The organism is Paenibacillus sp. NN59 (genome assembly GCF_057597225.1).
Map to the genome: position 1 here is coordinate 3,590,443 of NZ_CP199678.1, position 17,693 is coordinate 3,608,135.

Sequence of the window (17,693 nt, forward strand, 5' to 3'; positions counted from 1 at the left end):
GGTCGCGACGGGCATCATTCATATTAACTTCCATGCAGCAAACTCCTTTCGAAGCGCTTCGTCCTGCGTTTTGTAATGAATAAGCAGTTGCTCGTCCAGCACAGGCATCAACATTTCATCCGACCTCACTTGGTGCAGATTGGCCACGCGCTCGGCAATCAGATTTGTTTCCATTGGCGTAAAATAAGTGAAAGCCAGACGTAGTTCTGGAATCATAGCAATAAAATCATCATAGGATAACTGCTCAATTAACCCGTTTAGCTCTTGTAACAGCTGGTCCTCATATAGAAATGCATCTCGAGCTACGGTAAACACACCTTGTAAAAATAAAGCCGTTTGACGCGTCTGTTCCGGCGTTCCGCGGATATACCCGCGGGCACGCTCCACGATCTCTTCTCTAGATCGATCACCAAGTCCCGAAGCAATAGCGATACAGACCCCTTCGAGCTGAGCAGGAAGCTTCGAATCCGATAAAAGCTCGTGCAAATGGTTTCGAAAAGCCGTATCCTGGAATTGCTCTTCGGCAGACTCGGCCAGCATTGCAAGTAGCTTTATTCCCTGAATAATACCTTCATGCTCGTCCGCATTCGTTCGCGAAAGCTGTTGCAGCTTGTCCACCGCGTTACGGTAAGCTTCAGATACTAATTCAGGAAGATGAGGGTCATCCGATAGTCCTAGCAGCCGGCGATGCTGATGAATCCGATTCAGAATCGTTAAGCTGTTGCATAGTGACAGAAAATGTCCATCTGTCCGCAAAGCTGCTCGAACCTGGGCATACAAACGCATCGCTGTCTCCTGAAGTCCCATTAATAGTGCCTGGAGCATTTTTTGAGCAAGTTCACCGCTGTGATGGTCAGGAATATCTCGCATCTGCTCTTCCATCTTTCGAGTAGCTGCTGTGGCAAGTGTTCCGCCATATAAAGAATTTTCAATAAGCCGCGCTTCAATTCGTGAGGAATACATGTATTCCCACGTTTCACGAACCAGATTCATATCACGCTGCGCGATCCAATCCGGTCCCGCCTGTCGCTTCGCGAACTCGGGAACAAGATAAGAGATGCATTGAAACAACTGGCTAATCAAACGATGTTCCGGCTTGGCATACAGATCAAGTACCTTTTTATGCTGACCCGTTGTTCGAATCTGAAGTTTGAATTCTGTGCATCGCGCTTTAAAATCCTCAACGATAGGAATATGAAAAGCATTAGGTGCAACGCTCCCGATGGCGTCTCCGGTCAACAGAAGTTGCAGTTCCTGAAGCGGCTTGTCGGTGGCAAGTGTAAGCTCTCCTTTGACAAATGAAGAGAGGGCCGCGTCCATCAGCTCGTACACTCCGCCTTCCTGCTTGCCTCGAAGCTCCGCCAGACCTTGAATCATACTATATGCCTCAATGGCATCACTCGTGGAAACATGTTCTTCCCGTTCTCGCAGCTTGCGCATCAATCTGGATAACACGTTCAGTGTAGTTACACGGTAAGGAGAACGTGAAGTATGGAGCAGTTGATCCCAGATTTGATCGTAAAAATACACATAAGGCATACCGCTGGCATAGCCATTCAATCGATCAGCTTCGGCAAATGTATACACCATCGGATACACCTGTTCTTGAACATTTCCTGAATCAGATGTATCGTGCTGAGTTGAATTGCCCTTGGTTTCCTTTTCCTGAACAGTAGAATTCACTAACCCAAAAGTATGAAAACCTCCCGTAATTACAAGCACACGCTGATACTGCTCTTCAGCTTCCTTGATTCGTTTTGCCATATGGGCTTCTCTCACCAGGTCACCACTCGTCATCAGCCGCTCCGGGGTGTAACACATTCGGGATAATGTACAATACGTGAAAACATCCTGCACAAAGGCAGAGGTAGGTTTCTGCAGCCCCCCGATCTCAAACACCTTTTCCCATAGTTCATCAAAACTGCGGCAGTTTGTTTTCTCACATAAACGGTTAATAAATTCTGAACTGGCAAGCAGTGTTTCGTCCTGAACGGAGATTTCTTTCTGTTCTGTTTGCGAAGGACTCTCCGTGTTTCTGGATACATGCCGATAATCCAAATCTATAAATTGTGCCGGAATGCCAAGCTGGTGGGCTTGCTTCAACGCGACATATTCGGGTGAATACCGGAGCATCGGATAATAACAGGCTTCTCTTCCATATTCATCTTCATAGGTATAATAGAGACTGACCGGAGGCAAGGTCGCTTCATCCGTTAAAACATGTATCAGGGGATTACCGCTTTCTGGCCCTTCAATCAAAATGATATCGGGTTTGTAATCTCCGATGACATGCAACAGATGATGGGAACAAGCTGGACTATGATGCCGTATTGGAAAATAAACCGTTCGATTATTTAAGTTATATACACTCGTATCGAATAAGGATTGAAGCTGATCGAAATCCGTAACATCCGATAAACCAGCAGCGTCGGTGGGCTCTACTTGGTCTAACCGATCCATTTTCTTTCCTCATAATAATTTTTCCAAATTTCCTCTTCGGCGGAGCGAGCTTTGACAATTTTGGAAAAATAGTTTTTGAGAATGCCTAGGTCCTTGTCGCTTTCCTTAGCAATGGTTCCCAGCATGTTTTGTACCAACCGATCCAGCGCAATAGATTTCCCCTCATAATAGTACGATGTCATTGCGCTCTGCACATATACCGACACGGCTTCTGCAGTACTCATGGACGCTTGAGGTGTATCGAGCTTGTACCCTTCACGTGACATGCCTGTTCGCAGCTCCATAAATGTAGTTGCCAGCAACTCCACCACGTCGGTTTGAATTTCGGTATCAATTCCACTATGTAATAACAGGTTTCTCGCCTGAGATTCAATGATTTTGGCTTCCATCTTCACATTCTGGATCGGTCTGATCGTTTCAAAATTAAAACGTCGCTTGAGTGCGCCGCTCATCTCATTTACACCTTTATCCCGAATGTTTGCCGTAGCAATGACGTTGAATCCCGGTTTGGCAAAAAGCACACCCCCGTCAAGTTCTGGAATGCTCATGACTTTATCACTCAAAATACTAATTAAGCTGTCCTGTGCTTCAGCCGGACAACGTGTAATTTCCTCAAATCGCGTTAAAATCCCTTTTTTCATGCCGTTATATAACGGGGAAGGCACGAGAGCTGCTTCAGAAGGCCCTTTGTCCAAAAGCATCGCATAATTCCAAGAATACTTGATCATATCCTCCGTTGTTCCAGCTGTACCTTGTATGGTATTCAGACTGGTCCCCGAGATCGCTGCCGTAAGCAACTCACTGAGCATTGTTTTTGCTGTACCGGGCTCACCGACAAGCATCAACCCGCGATTTCCTGCAAGGGTAACAACTGCACGTTCAATCAACACATCATTCCCGTAGAATTTACGTGTAATGGTGATCTTCTCTCCATCCAGCATCGCTGGCTTATCTCGACCAATAATAAAATCCCGCACATTAGCTGGAGATAATAACCAGTTGGGCGGACGATGACCCTGATCCTCCTGTTGTAACGCCCTTAACTCAGCCTCGTATAATGTCTCCGCAGGCGGTTTAAGCATCTCTATCATCAAGATGTCTCCTCTCAAATAAACAGATCGTATGTTCCTATTCTCATCATTTTATCACAGCCGTAAGTTATTAAGTCTGAAAACGGGCAAAAATGGTTGAAACGTCCTTCTTACCTGCACTTTTGACTAAGTCCAAGGACTTACATCACCGCACAAATGTGAATCCTCTCTCCCGGTCTACCTCTAGAATAGAGCAATTTCTCATTCTATCCTTTGGAATATCGCTTAGGCATATAGTTCTACCTATCAACACTAACGGCCGGACTTCAGAGATAGGGCACTACCATCTTATAAACAATCCAACATCTCTTCTAATCACTGCATAAAAAGAAAAGAATACATAACACAGAACTGTGCTTCCTGTGTTTCATCCACCCGCATAATTGGCGGCATATTGTCGCTCACTTCACGCACTCAACTGGCTACAGCCATAAACAAAAAGCCGCTAGATTAGCGACTATATGCAAACATATATCCTGTTCTGTAGACACTACATTCTCCGTCCGCACGAAGACGAGTACAGCTCGTACCATTCATACCGTGTGAGTTCAACCTGAGCCGCATCACGACAAGCGAGAATCCGCTCTGGACGAATCGAACCAATCACCGGCTGAATTCCGGCTGGATGTTTCATTAACCAAGCTAGTACAATGGCTTCACTCGTGACACCACGCTCTTTAGCAATACGAGCCACCAGTTCTGCCGTTGCTTCAATCTCGGGTCGTTGTCCTTCAATCGCCCTGCCTGTAAATCTTCCCTGTGCGAGAGGACCCCAAGCTTGCAACTGAATGCGCTCTGCCTGGCAGTACTCCATCGTACCGTATGGGAAAACATTTTCTTTCGCCTGCGCACGGTTCACGGTTACGCCAGCCTCTACAAAACCGATTTTATCAAGGCTCATTTCCAGTTGATTCACGATGAATGGCATACGACTGTGCATCTGAAGCAAACGGATCTGTTCAGAACCCATATTAGACACGCCGAAGTTTCTTACTTTTCCAGCCTGATGAAGTTTAGCCAGCGCTTCTCCGATCTCCTGCGGGTGGGCAAGTGGGTCGGGACGATGCAGCAGCAAAATATCCAGATACTCCGTGCCGAGCCGGGATAAAATCCCATCAACACTCTTTATAATATGTGCCCCTGATGTGTCATAACGCTGTGGCCCCTCATCATCCCCTACCAGCCGAATTCCGCATTTAGATTGAATAATGATCTGTTCCCGAAGTCCGTTCCTTTCAGATAAGATCCGCCCAAAAACATGCTCCGCTTTCCCGCGTGTATAGATGTCCGCCAGGTCAAAATGATTAATGCCAATCTCCAGTGCGGCTTCTACCGCTTGACGGCCTTCGACCACCAAATCCTCAGTAATGGGGGCTCCATCCCAATCTCCTCCAAAGCGCATACACCCCAGAACAATAGGACTCGCGGGAATTTGATGATCATGTAAAGGCAACTGTCTATATGACATTTCCGTACTCCCTCTCATTTTTTTATTTTTGAAAACGTATTCTTGACTTCCTATCTTGTCTTCTTGAGTCCAACACGATATTCCTGCATCGCTCGCATTTTTATCATGGAAAAACAAGGTTTCGAACCTTTACATATGGAATAATTACAAAGTGACATATCTTATTGCTAAGGAGAGGAGATTACACATCTTGAATCCAAATGAATCCAACGAGACGAATGAGAGCAACGAGACCTCCAGCCCTGATTTTTTCAACGCATCATTTACTCACAATCCTTATGCGGTATACGAAAATTTAAGAAAAGAAGACCCCGTCTTCAAAGTCATGTTTCCGAGTGGAGAGTTTGGCTGGATCATTTCTCGATATGAGGATGCTGTTCAGATTTTGAAAGATTCTCGCTTCAGCAAAGACATAGTCAAACGATACGGGACAGAGGGCAAGAGTATTTTTTCAAAAAATATGCTGTTCTCCGATCCACCTGATCATCGTCGTTTGCGAGGTTTGGTACAGAAGGCTTTCACGCCAAAACTTGTCGCAGATATGAGAAGCCATATTCAGAGCATTGCGGATGATCTGCTCGACGAGCTACCTTCCCAAGAAACAGTGAATCTTATAGATGACTTTGCTTTTCCGCTACCTATTATTGTCATCAGTGAAATTCTTGGTGTGCCGCTGGAGGATCGGGACAAATTCCGCATGTGGTCTAATACCGTTATTGAGGCTTCCACCGGCAAGAATGAAGAACTATTCCAACAACATGAACGGGAGTTCATCGAATATTTGACCGATTGGTTCGCCAAAGTACGTCGAGAACCTGGCCAGGACCTGATTAGCCAGCTAGTCATTGCCGAAGAATCCGGGGAGCAATTGACCGAAAAAGAATTGCTTGGTGTGGTCTCACTACTTATTATTGCTGGACATGAAACCACTGTAAATCTTATTGGAAACGGTATTCTGGCCCTGCTTGAGCATCCGGAACAACGAGATTTGTTAATTCGGGAGCCTGAACTGATCCATCAAGCCATTGAAGAGATGCTGAGATATAACGGGCCGGTTGAGTTCAGCACCTCACGCTGGGCTTCAGAGGATATGGAGTTTCGTGGGCAGCAGATTGCCAAAGGTGAACTTGTGGTTGTGGCGCTGGATTCGGCTAATCGAGATGAAGAACAATTCAAAGACCCGGATGTGTTCGATATCACACGTGAGAAAAGTGCGCACCTCGCTTTTGGCAAAGGTATTCATCTCTGTCTGGGTGCACCACTTGCCCGACTTGAAGGCGAAATTGCCGTAAGTACGCTGATCAATCGCTTTCCTAACATGAAGTTGCAGATCGATGTCGATACACTGGAATGGAGACCGGGCATGGTCGTTCGCGGCGTCAAGGAAATTCCGGTGCTACTAAAATGAGCAATTTCTTGTTTGTGGTGTTCCTGTTGATTATTCCGATTCTGTGGTCCAAACTCAGCAATCTTCAACGTCAGGTGCATGAACTGAAATCAGAGGTAGAGCGACTTCAAAACGGTTCGTCTGTCGATGCAAATCGTTTTGCTATCAACGCTTCTTCTGTCCAAAATGCTTCATCCTTTTCTTCATCTACAAGCACAGATTCTTTTCCTCAGAGCGGATTCGATATGAATACGGAGTTGGATCAGGAATTGCTTGCAATGGTACGGGGTGGAAACAAAATTCAAGCCATTAAAAAACTTCGTGAAGCCCGCAGCCTTTCTTTAAAAGAAGCGAAAGATTATGTTGAAGCATTAGATCGATAGTATCGCCCTCAAAATGAAAGAGGAACTGAGCGGATTAACGCATACAGTTCCTCTTTTGAGTACTCTTTTTCATGGCGCCCTGACTTCTTACTGAGCAGTTACCGCACCATCGATCGGATATACAGCTCCGTTGATGTACGGTGCATCGTTTCCGAGCAGGAAAGAAACCAGATTAGCGATTTCTTCCGGCTTACCGAGACGTCCGGATGGAATGCTATCTACTGTAGCTTGGAAAACTTCCGGATTATCTTTACCGAATTGAACAACCATCGGTGTCTCAATCGTCCCAGGAGCAATCGCGTTCACGCGAATGTTCTCCTTGCCATATTCAATCGCTGCTGTACGCGTCAAACCAACAACACCATGTTTGGTCGCCGCATACGGAGCAACTGCCGGAACACCCACAATTCCAGCGGTAGAAGCTGTATTCACAATGGAACCTCCACCCGTTTTGAGCATTTCGGTAATGACATATTTTAATCCGTAAAATACGCTTCTCAAATTAATATCAATAATCTGGTCAAATTGCTCAATGGTATGTTCGATTAATTTGATCCCTGGGCCGGCAATTCCCGCATTGTTGAAAAACATATCAATCCGGCCAAACTCTTCAATCGTCTTTTTCACATAATTCTCTACCTCAGCAGCTTTACTTACATCGGCCTGAACAAAAATTGCCCTGCTACCCAGCTGTTCAATCTGCTTCACCGTTTCAAGACCTGTCTTTTCCACCAAATCTACGACAACGATGGAAGCTCCTTGCTCCGCTAGTTTCAGTGCTGCGGCTTGACCTAATCCACTTCCTGCTCCCGTAATGATGGCTACTTTTCCTGCGTGACTCATGATGATCTCCTCCGATTATGTGTCATTTGTGATTGTACCTATTCATTCCTCGGCTCGATATGGATGAGCTATGTAGGTCAGCAAGGAAATGACTCCTTCCTGACTTTACCTATTTTATCAACAACCGATTTAAAAACAAACTAAATTATATCAACCCATATGATTTTGCTTACCGAAGCAAGTTCGTTTTCGCCAGCTCAATTAATTCATCGCCACGGCCATTCAGAACGGCTTTCATCATCCATAACGTGAATCCTTCCGCTTGTTTTATATTAATTTTCGGTGGCAGGGACAGCTCCTGGCGATTCACAACAGCGTCGATTAATACCGGGCCATTGTGTTGCAACGCGCGCTCCATGGCTCCCTCAAGCTCGGCAGGATCTTCTACGCGTATGCCTTCAATGCCCATTGCTTGTGCCACCATCGCGAAGTTTGGATTCACAAGCTCTGTCCCCGATTCGAGGAAACCGGCAGCTTTCATCTCCAGCTCTACAAAGCTGAGTGCGCCATTGTTAAACACAACCACTTTGACTGGGAGGTTATGCTGCTTCAGCGTGAGCAGATCTCCCATAAGCATCGCTAATCCCCCATCTCCGGACAACGAGATGACCTGCCTTCCAGGATCAGCAACCTGAGCACCAATGGCCTGAGGCAGTGCATTGGCCATCGTTCCGTGATTGAATGAACCAAGCAATCTGCGGTTACGGCTCATCTGAATATAACGTGCTGCCCACACCGTGGGTGTACCTACATCACAAGTGAAGATTGCATTTTCCGTAGCGGCATCACTGATCACTTTGGTCAAGTATTGCGGATGAATAGGCTTTTTGCCTGGTTTTCCCACCGCAAGCTCGTCCAAATCCTCCCTTACTTTCGTATAATGCTTCACGCTTTTACGCAGATGTTTGTCACTATGTTCGGCCGTGAGATATGGAAGCAACGCTTCAATCGTCGCCTTGATATCACCGCACACTCCGTAATCCAGCTTGGTTCGCCGCCCTAAATGCGAGGTTTGAATATCCACTTGCAGTACAGTTGCATCTTCCGGATAGAACTGACGATAAGGGAAGTCAGTCCCGAGCATAAGGAGCACGTCACAGTCCATCATGGCATGGTATCCCGAAGAATATCCGATTAAGCCTGTCAGCCCTACTGAATAAGGATTGTCGTATTCTAAGTACTCTTTCCCTCGAAGTGCAATAACCATAGGGGATTTCAATCGATCACAAAGCTCTAGCAGTGGTTCACGAGCCCCCGCACATCCTGCCCCGCATAGAAGTGTAATTTTTTTGTCCTGATTCAAGTACTCCGCCAGCTTGGTGAGTTCGGGTTCAGAAGGATGTACAACCGGATGTGGCGCATGGTAGACATGCTCGGGAACAGGCAGATCAGCCGCTTCAAGTCCAGCAACATCGCCCGGAAGCACAATGACTGACACACCGGAACGAGCTACTGCTGTCTGCATCGCCATTGTGAGCGAACGAGGCATCTGCTTAGCTGTCGTGATCACTTCACAATAATGGCTGCATTCCTGAAACAAATACTCTGGATGAGTCGCCTGAAAATATTCACTGCCAATCTCGTCACTTGGAATGTGAGCAGCAATGGCCAGAACCGGCACACGGTTTCGATGGCAATCATAGAGTCCGTTAATAAGATGCATATTCCCAGGCCCGCTACTACCTGCACATACGGCAATGCTCCCACTTACTTGGGCATCTGCACCCGCTGCAAAAGCCGCTACTTCTTCATGTCTTACATGAATCCATTCTATTTTGCCCGACTTGCGGATGGAGTCGAGGACCGCATTTAACGAGTCTCCAACAATGCCGTATATCCGGTGAATTCCCGCATTTAATAAAGCTTCGACAAGGACGTCTGCTATCGTTTTTTTCATGATGCTTGGTCACTCCTTTATAACGTTATTTTGATTAGGTTTCCATCCCTTGAATATACCTATTCTTATACCCCAATATTTTGAAAAACGAATCAAAAGCATATGTCATTCCAAGTATATAAACACATTCTGCGTTAACATCTGGAGAAAACTCAAAAAATCCGCTTACCTTAAAAGGCAAACGGATCAATCTTGTTTTTTACACGATATCTACTCCTGAGAGCATAATTAATCAAATAGCTGGCATAACATTTCCACCACTTACAGGGATGTACGCTCCAGTGATAAAAGAGGACAAATCGGATGCCAGAAAAGCAACGACGTTTGCAATCTCCTGGTCTTCTCCCCTGCGTCTCAATGGTACGGATCGAGTATATGCCTCATCATGTCCTGGTTCACTTGTTCGGTCACGTTCACTAATTGTCCAACCCGGAGCTACTTGGTTGACCGTAATCTGATATTCGCCAACTTCCTTCGCTAACACACGATATACACCGTCCATTCCGCGTTTTCCTGCGGTGTAGGCCGATTGATGGGCAAAATTTTGCATCGCACATTCAGTGTTAATCCCAATGAAGCGACCGGACCTCATTTCCTGCATCTGCGGAATGAAAGCTTTGGCAAGATATACACTCTGCATGACACATGATTCGAACTGGCTTAAGTAATCCTCGGGTGCTTGCTCCAGAACGGAAGTCCATTCGTATTGAATGACTGCATTCGCAACGACAATATCTACGTTACCCAGCGTATTTTGGATCGCACCTCGCATCTGAAATACGGTATCTTGTTTAGTCATGTCACCTTGTACGATAACGGCCTTACGACCCATTGCTTCGATCTCGTCCTGCAATTCTTTGGCCTTCATTTCGTTGTTTATGTAATGCAATGCCAGATTCGCGCCGCAAGTTGCAAGTGTACGAGCAATCACTCTTCCCAATTGCCCAGTTGCACCCGAAACTAATGCCGTTTTCCCCGTTAAATCCAACTTCATGACCTGAGTCACCTCCTTATCCATTCTACTCTAAAACGATTTCGAAAAGTGAATTTTCGAATACTCGTGACGCCTGCATTTTCGGATATCAAGACTTCCTTTGGAGATTTTCTTGACTCTCAGTCCATTTTCAACGTTACTTTTGGATCTCTATTCACCATTGTGTTTTATAAAATCAATTTCCTGAAAACGGCTGACTTCCTTCTCCCAGCGCTCAGCAACATACTGACGGTGTACGGGATGATCATTATAAGCGTCATAAGCAGCCTGATCTGCAAACTCCATAGAAAACCCGTAATCAAACTCATTTTTTGCACTCACTTGGCGTAGGACCTGGAAATGTTCAACACCTGGAATTTCCGCAAGCGCTTCCTTACTTTCGTTCAAAAAAACTTCGGACTCCGCTGTATCTTTACCTGCATAAAGTGTAAATGTCACCATATGTGTAATTCTGCTCATCTCTGTTTCCTCCTCCACTATGTTCAGACTCTGTACTCTAGTTTACAACTGAATGCGCTGAAAGCGCAATATTTGGTTGAATTGAACCAAATATTGCGCTTTCATGCAAGAAACTAAGAAAACACAACCAAAAACAAAAACCCCCGGAATAACATTCCAGGGGTTGCTCCTCATCTATAAGTGAACTAGTTTTTGAGGTTGTATTTGCGGTTGAACTTGTCAACACGTCCACCGATATCCACGTTTCTTTGTTTACCAGTGAAGAACGGGTGGGATGCAGAGCTAGTATCTACACGGATAACAGGGTAAGTGTTACCGTCTTCCCATTCCATTGTTTCATTCGAGAACTTCGTGGAAGAAGCCAGGAATTTGAAGTCAGCACTTGCATCGTAGAAAATAACGAGCTGTGTTTTAGGATGGATGTCAACTTTTGGCATAATCTATTTACACTCCTTTAATATGGGTACTTCCTAGAATCAAACTAAATTTTATTATACTCTTTTTTTGCACGAAGTACCAGCAAGAATTGACGAAAAGACAAAAAAATTATAATCCATGCGAGTGGGTATCTAAATCCATCATTACGCCGGGCCTTTTTCCAGTACATGCAATATGTACTCGAGCGCCTCGAGTTCATCCCTTCCTCTCGTCTGTAATCGAACCATACTGCCGTTTCGAAGCGGAAGTAATGCCATGCCTAGCAGGCTCTTTACATCTACACGATGTTCATGATCAGCCTCCGTATAAGACAATGATATGTCCGAAGCAAAACGTGACGCTTGAGAGGATACCGACAGTAACTCATCCCGATGAAAATCCGCGTGAATCATAAATTCATGTGTTCTCACAACTTTCAATTCCTTTCGCCAAAATATGAGTAACTGTAATCATGTGTTTTCATTTATATATTAAAATCAACATGAATTATACCATGTGCTGGCAGGTTGTCCATGCCTTTCATGCGGAAAAAACAAAAAAATTACGACTACTCCCGTTACAATTAAAAAAAGGTCCTGTACACATATGTGTACAGAACCCACACTCTTTTCTTATTACATACCGTTCGGGTAAACCATCACTTTAAGACTACCGCTTTTGTTATGCAGCGCCCTCTCCATTGCCTGTTGTGTCTCTTCAAGGGGGTATCGATCGGTGATCAAAGACATCACATCATGCTGTCCCGAACTTAAAAAGGCTACCCCCGCAGGATACGTATTGGCATAACGGAATATGCCATAGATATCGACTTCATTGTCGGCAATAAACGGGACATTGATTGCAATCTCATCCTGGGCGGGCAATCCAACAATGGCCAGCTTACCACCTCTGCGAAGAGAATATAGCGCCGACTGCAGTGCTTTGGGATTACCTGCCGTCTCCCAGGCTGTATCCACTCCGATGCCCTCGGTAATTTCCCGAATCACAGCAAGCGCATCCTCATGACGCACATTGATGGTGTGCGTTGCTCCCATCCGGCGTGCGGCCTCAAGCCGGACTTCCTCTAGATCCGTGACAATGATGGCCTCTACTCCGAAGGATTTCGCTGCCGCAACAGCCATCAGTCCGACGGGGCCCATGCCCATAATAGCCAGTGTCGTTCCTGGAGCCAGTTTACTCCTGCGAGCGGCATGAATACCAACGGAAAACGGTTCATTCATGGCTGCTTCCTCAAAGGTCAGGTGATCCGGGATTGGAAATACCATATCCTCTCGTATGACCATGTACTGCACGAATGCTCCATCGACCGGAGGGGTTGCCAGGAATTGAACTTCAGGACACAGATTGTAACGTCCTTCCTTACAAGCTGTACAGCGTCCGCAAGTCACTCCAGGTTCAATGGCAACTCGCTCCCCCACCTTCACTCGGGCAACGTCTGCACCAACCGCAACGATAATCCCCGCACATTCATGGCCAAGAATAATCGGTTTCTCCACAACAAATCTGCCAATGCGACCATGCTCAAAATAGTGTACATCAGATCCACAAACGCCTACGGCCATTACCTTAATAAGCACTTCATTGGATGAAGGTCTGGGAACAGGTTGATCCTCAATGATAATATGTCCAGGCTTTGTCATGACGGCAGCCTTCATCGTTACGGGCAGTTCGTGTTCACTCATACGCATTCTCCTCCTTATGCATGTCAGTGCTGTCTCTCGTTTCAAAGAAAACATTGCGTACTTTCGTACATGTTTATTTCATGCATGATTATTAGTAGATTTTTCGAGCTTGCTCATCCTGAATACCGCTCTTGCGATAAAAATACGTGTTAATCATATCGCGCCATTCCTTCGCGTGATCTGCCTGTTCCTCCTGCAGCGTAGCTACCTTGTTAAAGATGACTGGATCCACTTTACCTTCCAGCTCTCTCCATGTTTCGAGTAAAGCTTCAGCCTGCGCAGCACCTTCGAAATGAGTATCGTAGATGTGCTGGATAACCGTTTTACCGGAATGTAACACATGCGTGTACGGGACGTGATGGAAAAAGAGAATTAACTCATCGGGACAAGTCTCCAGTGATTCATATCTTGCTGCATTTTCCGCATGATATTGGGAAGTATAACCTGTACCACTCTTCACCGTCCGATCAACCCCAATTCCATGACAGTCCGCAAAGTGATACGTTCCCCATTTGGAATACTCGTAACCATCCACATTAGGTCCGTAATGATGATCCGGGTTTACCATCCAGCCTACACCGAGAGGTGCAGTATAATTTTCATAGATGTCAAGTGAAGACAGCAACATACCCGTAACCCGCTCTACGACTTGCTCATCATGTCCAAACGTTAATCTCACCCATTCATCTGCGATGGCTTCTGCCGAGAGCTCAGGATTCCACCCCAGTCTGCCATATCCGTACAAATTCGCTTGAGCCAGCGGATGGCCTGTCCAACTTGCATCCGCACCGATGTTGGATACAGCCGCAAATCCACTGTACTGGCGCTGATAGAGGGAACCGTCTGCAATGCGCTTGATCTCTGAGCCTTTGCCCTTGGCATACGTGTCAAAATCCAGAATTTCCTTCCACTGTGGCACAAGATAAGCCAGATGACGCTGTTGTCCTGTGTATTCTTGCGTAATCTGGAACTCGATCACTTGATTCGTATTCTCCATCGCCCCAAATAAAGGGGATACTGCTTCTCTAACCTGAAAATCCATAGGTCCATTTTTAATCTGCAAAATGACATTGTCTGCAAACCGTCCGTCTAGCGGTTTAAAGTGGTCATAAGCCGCGCGAGCCCGATCTGTAGTACGATCCCGCCAGTCCTGCTTGCAGTCGTATACGAAGCACCGCCAGATGACAAGTCCGCCAAAGGGACGAAGGGCTTCTGCAAGCATGTTTGCACCGTCTGCATGGTCACGATTGTATGTGAACGGCCCCGGACGATTTTCAGAATCGGCCTTGATCACATATCCGCCAAAATCCGGAATCACAGCGTACACCTTCGCCGTTTGAACGTTCCACCACTCACGTACCTGATCATCCAGTGGATCAGCTGTCTGCAAGCCACCAACTTCGATTGGACTGGCGTAATTGGCACAAAGAAACAAGCCAATACCATACGCTCTGAATTCAGCCGCTACCTTCGCAACATCACCAAGGTATCGCTCTGTCAGAAACAGACTCTCTTGTTTATGCACATTCACGTTATTAATCGATATCGCATTGATTCCGGTTGAAGCCAGTAATCGGGCATAGTCTCGGATCCGCCCTAAATCCTGTGTGAACTCATCGTTTTCGTAAAAAATAGAACGCCCGGCATATCCCCGCTCAATACTGCCGTCCACATTATCCCACTGATTAATCATGCGCAGTTGATTCACGGGTTGCTCTGTAATAAATAAAGGCTTCTCTCCGTCAAGAGCCGAACCGGCCTCTTCTGACTTACCTTGCTTTAATGTCAGTTCACGAAGCAAATGAAAAACAGCATATAAAACACCTTGCGGCGTCTCTGAACCAATAATCAGTTCCTGGCGAGACTCATCTTCACGAATGATAAAACCCTCACCCTGTACAGCAGCACGTTCCGCCTCCGTAAACGCACTTGTCACCTGATTGTTCCCTGCCCAGGTGCCCACTCGGATTGAAGGTTTACGTTGTTCGTCTGAATCCGTGCTTTGGGTCTGAGAATGGCGAATGACAGGCTGTTCACCGTATAACTTACCGAGCCCTTGCTTGAGCTCGGTAAGAGCGGTATCGATGACCAGATGCTGTTCCTGTACATCAATTTGCCGGCTCCAGAGAGGAGCTGCCGTTCTCGTTCCCGTAGCCCCTTTCGCTTCTGGTAGTGCAACATGATAACCTAGCCATGCTTCATATTGCGGGCCGGACAGTCCAGATTGTACGGTAGTTTGACTCATTGTACAGCCTCCTTGCTTGCATAGATCTGTGCAAGACGATTATTTTTGCCTTCAAGCAACCACAGTATAGAAGTTACGCCACGTGGATAATATTTGCTGCCGACAGCAACACCGGATAAGATCTGGTCACTCCAGCACCAGTAGGATTCCTTCGGATGAAGCAACCATTCCACATGAGTTGCATCCGCTGCTTTCCCAGTCTCATCCCACTCCACACCCAGAATCTCACGTGTGATAAATTGGGACAAATAGATTTTGCTCAACCAGGAGTTGTTGCTTGTCGAAGACAGCTTCCAGCCACCATCTTCAAACAGACATATTCCTGGAACTAGCACCGTTTTTAGATGTGTATGCAGTGCCTTGATATAGGGTCCGAACCGACCGTTAACATCGAGTGCCGCTTCACAACCTGTAAAATACGGGAATACCAGACCTTCAATCGCCGGAATGATACGCGAATCGTTATTTTCCGCAATAACCGCCGGGATGTAACCTCCATCAGTCAATTGAGCAGCGACGCTTGCCGCGCAGCGATCTGCTTGTTTTCCTGCCTGATGAGACAGCTCTGCGAGCTTCTCGGCTGCAAACAACTTTTCGAGTGCAACATAGACAGCCCAGCATTTACCCGCAAGATAGATATTGTTCCGCGATTGTCCAAGGGATACGTCCAAACTGTCGTACGTGGTTATCTCTGCCCCGCCTTGTGTACGGCTGCTATCCAGTCCCATTAAGCCATTACGTTGATCTTCTTCTGGATGGTCACGGTTAAGCATACTTTGGAAGCATTCCTGAATAACCGGCAACATCTCCGTCACAAACTCCCGATCTTGCGTCTGCTCAATATATACCGTTGCGCAGCAAAGCCAATTGACAAGCTCTTCATGGCTCATCTGAGAGAAACAGTCATCGATGCCGACGAGTTCATACGCCGAATGACCCGGACGGGAAAATACATTGGCGATTCCAATATCATGTGTAAACGTAATGCCGCCCGGATGAAGTGTCTCTTCTCCAGGGAAGCGAACCTGATCCGTATAACTATAACGCTTCACAAACCACTCCAGCTCATTACGAACAGTCCATGGATTAAGAGCAAGCTCGAAGTACAGCTGATCTGCGGTCAGATCCAGCGTATTCATCATCCGATATTCGCCTTCATTCACAATCCAAAGCGGCTCGCCATCTGCATCGAGCAGTTGGGTGCTCGCATAGTAGCTGTGGATGGAATGAGCAAGCATATAGGACTGATCTTCGCTAAGCGCTTCCGTTCCAAGTCGCCGATCTACTTCGGCACAGGATGCAGTCAATGCATCAAAACGATCGAGTGCATACTCACCCGCTTGCAGAATGTCAGCAAAGTAACGTGTGTACCAATATGTGGTGTCCATACCGGTAGTTACAATTCCTCCCCGATAGAAACATACCGCGAATTGGAACGTGCGTTTCTGGCCTGCCGGAACTTCCATCAGTAATACCGATGTAGATCCTAAGCCAAATGCCAGATTGTCACGATGTTTTTCCTCTAAAATTTTCTCCAGCGTAAATCCGCGTGCAGGCCACAGACCTTCATTTTTCGACACAATAGCTGTCAGACGCCCTTGTCCAACCCCTGTCAATGGACCTCCCTCTGGTCCACCAATTAAACGCATCGCAGAATACGGATCACTACCTTGATAACCGAAGTACCCTTTACGGGTTTTCTCGCCTTGGCTGTTGTCAATGGTCATCTCGACCAACACTGCGGGTACGAGTGCATCCATCAGCGCTTCACGATCTGCACTCTTCGGATGCGGAACGGGACGTACAGGCGAATAAATACGGAATTCAAGATCTCCTGCATTCCATGTATCTGTCCCCGAAGTGAACTCCCGAGTAATGTCTTCATCCCGAAACGCAGAGATCAACGGCTTTGCCCCCGCACCGTCAGCTTGACTTCCACTGTCCAGCTTCTCCACATCATAACGTCTACTCTCATCTTCACTCGCTTCATAAAAAGGCAAAGCCTGATAATGCTCTCCATCACAAGCTTGTAATCCTATATATACGTTTTGGTCAGCCGGCTTCCCAAGTTCAAGCCCCAGCCCACCTTTAGCCCCTTTGTAACCTAGCGTGAAACTGGCAAATGCACCGATTGGTGCGTGATGAGCATTGTAAAAAATAGAATTGGATGTACTCATTCTTCATAACCTCTCTCGGAATAAGATATGCATGCGTTTTCATTAGCCCCATCCTATCACGCAGTGTCCGTCCAGACCATGAACAAATCAATCGGATATTTACCCAAATCAAGCTGAAATATGATAAAATATAAAGCGGTTACACTTTTAAAATTTTAATAAATTCGTT

The 17,693-nt window shown here is 46.3% G+C and carries 14 protein-coding genes; 2 read left to right on the forward strand and 12 right to left on the reverse strand.

The window, feature by feature from the left end; genetic code table 11:
- Positions 1 to 18: 18 nt before the first annotated feature.
- The 3 genes from ACT89M_RS15745 to ACT89M_RS15755 form a co-directional block, all read right to left on the reverse strand.
- A complete protein-coding gene (locus tag ACT89M_RS15745) occupies positions 19 to 2,460 on the reverse strand; it encodes a DUF5682 family protein (RefSeq protein WP_487344740.1) in 2,442 nt (813 codons plus the stop codon).
- Complete coding sequence (locus ACT89M_RS15750; RefSeq protein ID WP_208606751.1) at positions 2,448 to 3,548, reverse strand: ATP-binding protein; 1,101 nt, start codon at positions 3,546 to 3,548, stop codon at positions 2,448 to 2,450. The genes ACT89M_RS15745 and ACT89M_RS15750 overlap by 13 nt, the downstream gene beginning before the upstream one ends.
- Positions 3,549 to 4,041: 493 nt before the next feature.
- Positions 4,042 to 5,019 carry an aldo/keto reductase gene (locus ACT89M_RS15755; RefSeq protein WP_154891843.1) on the reverse strand — a complete coding sequence of 326 codons (978 nt, stop codon included), beginning with the start codon at positions 5,017 to 5,019 and terminating at the stop codon, positions 4,042 to 4,044.
- Between the two features lie 190 nt (positions 5,020 to 5,209).
- Between ACT89M_RS15755 and ACT89M_RS15760 the strand changes: the two genes are divergently transcribed.
- Both ACT89M_RS15760 and ACT89M_RS15765 read left to right on the forward strand, forming a co-directional pair.
- Positions 5,210 to 6,427, forward strand: a complete 1,218-nt coding sequence (locus ACT89M_RS15760) for a cytochrome P450 (RefSeq protein ID WP_154891842.1) — start codon at positions 5,210 to 5,212, stop codon at positions 6,425 to 6,427.
- On the forward strand, positions 6,424 to 6,789 hold the full coding sequence (locus tag ACT89M_RS15765; RefSeq protein WP_186809843.1) for a ribosomal protein L7/L12: 366 nt from the start codon (positions 6,424 to 6,426) through the stop codon (positions 6,787 to 6,789). Before ACT89M_RS15760 ends, ACT89M_RS15765 begins: the two co-directional genes overlap by 4 nt.
- Before the next feature lie 87 nt (positions 6,790 to 6,876).
- Here ACT89M_RS15765 and ACT89M_RS15770 read toward each other — a convergent pair whose 3' ends face one another.
- The 9 genes from ACT89M_RS15770 to ACT89M_RS15810 form a co-directional block, all read right to left on the reverse strand.
- Positions 6,877 to 7,632, reverse strand: coding sequence for an SDR family NAD(P)-dependent oxidoreductase (locus ACT89M_RS15770; RefSeq protein ID WP_090916407.1), 756 nt, complete (start codon positions 7,630 to 7,632; stop codon positions 6,877 to 6,879).
- Positions 7,633 to 7,801: 169 nt separating this feature from the next.
- Positions 7,802 to 9,529, reverse strand: a complete 1,728-nt coding sequence (gene poxB, locus ACT89M_RS15775) for a ubiquinone-dependent pyruvate dehydrogenase (protein ID WP_308721718.1) — start codon at positions 9,527 to 9,529, stop codon at positions 7,802 to 7,804.
- 232 nt (positions 9,530 to 9,761) lie between these two features.
- Positions 9,762 to 10,523, reverse strand: a complete 762-nt coding sequence (locus ACT89M_RS15780) for an SDR family NAD(P)-dependent oxidoreductase (RefSeq protein ID WP_154891838.1) — start codon at positions 10,521 to 10,523, stop codon at positions 9,762 to 9,764.
- Between the two features lie 150 nt (positions 10,524 to 10,673).
- Positions 10,674 to 10,982 carry a Dabb family protein gene (locus tag ACT89M_RS15785; protein ID WP_308721717.1) on the reverse strand — a complete coding sequence of 103 codons (309 nt, stop codon included), beginning with the start codon at positions 10,980 to 10,982 and terminating at the stop codon, positions 10,674 to 10,676.
- A 185-nt stretch (positions 10,983 to 11,167) separates the two neighbouring features.
- Positions 11,168 to 11,419, reverse strand: coding sequence for a type B 50S ribosomal protein L31 (locus ACT89M_RS15790; RefSeq protein WP_090916418.1), 252 nt, complete (start codon positions 11,417 to 11,419; stop codon positions 11,168 to 11,170).
- A 144-nt stretch (positions 11,420 to 11,563) separates the two neighbouring features.
- Positions 11,564 to 11,812 carry an HPr family phosphocarrier protein gene (locus ACT89M_RS15795; RefSeq protein ID WP_090916531.1) on the reverse strand — a complete coding sequence of 83 codons (249 nt, stop codon included), beginning with the start codon at positions 11,810 to 11,812 and terminating at the stop codon, positions 11,564 to 11,566.
- A 222-nt stretch (positions 11,813 to 12,034) separates the two neighbouring features.
- Complete coding sequence (locus tag ACT89M_RS15800) at positions 12,035 to 13,108, reverse strand: NAD(P)-dependent alcohol dehydrogenase (protein WP_261769638.1); 1,074 nt, start codon at positions 13,106 to 13,108, stop codon at positions 12,035 to 12,037.
- 85 nt (positions 13,109 to 13,193) lie between these two features.
- Entirely contained in the window at positions 13,194 to 15,347 is a 2,154-nt protein-coding gene (locus ACT89M_RS15805) for an alpha-glucuronidase family glycosyl hydrolase (protein ID WP_154891834.1), read from the reverse strand.
- Positions 15,344 to 17,524, reverse strand: a complete 2,181-nt coding sequence (locus ACT89M_RS15810; RefSeq protein WP_154891833.1) for a glycoside hydrolase family 52 protein — start codon at positions 17,522 to 17,524, stop codon at positions 15,344 to 15,346. The genes ACT89M_RS15805 and ACT89M_RS15810 overlap by 4 nt, the downstream gene beginning before the upstream one ends.
- Positions 17,525 to 17,693: the final 169 nt, after the last annotated feature.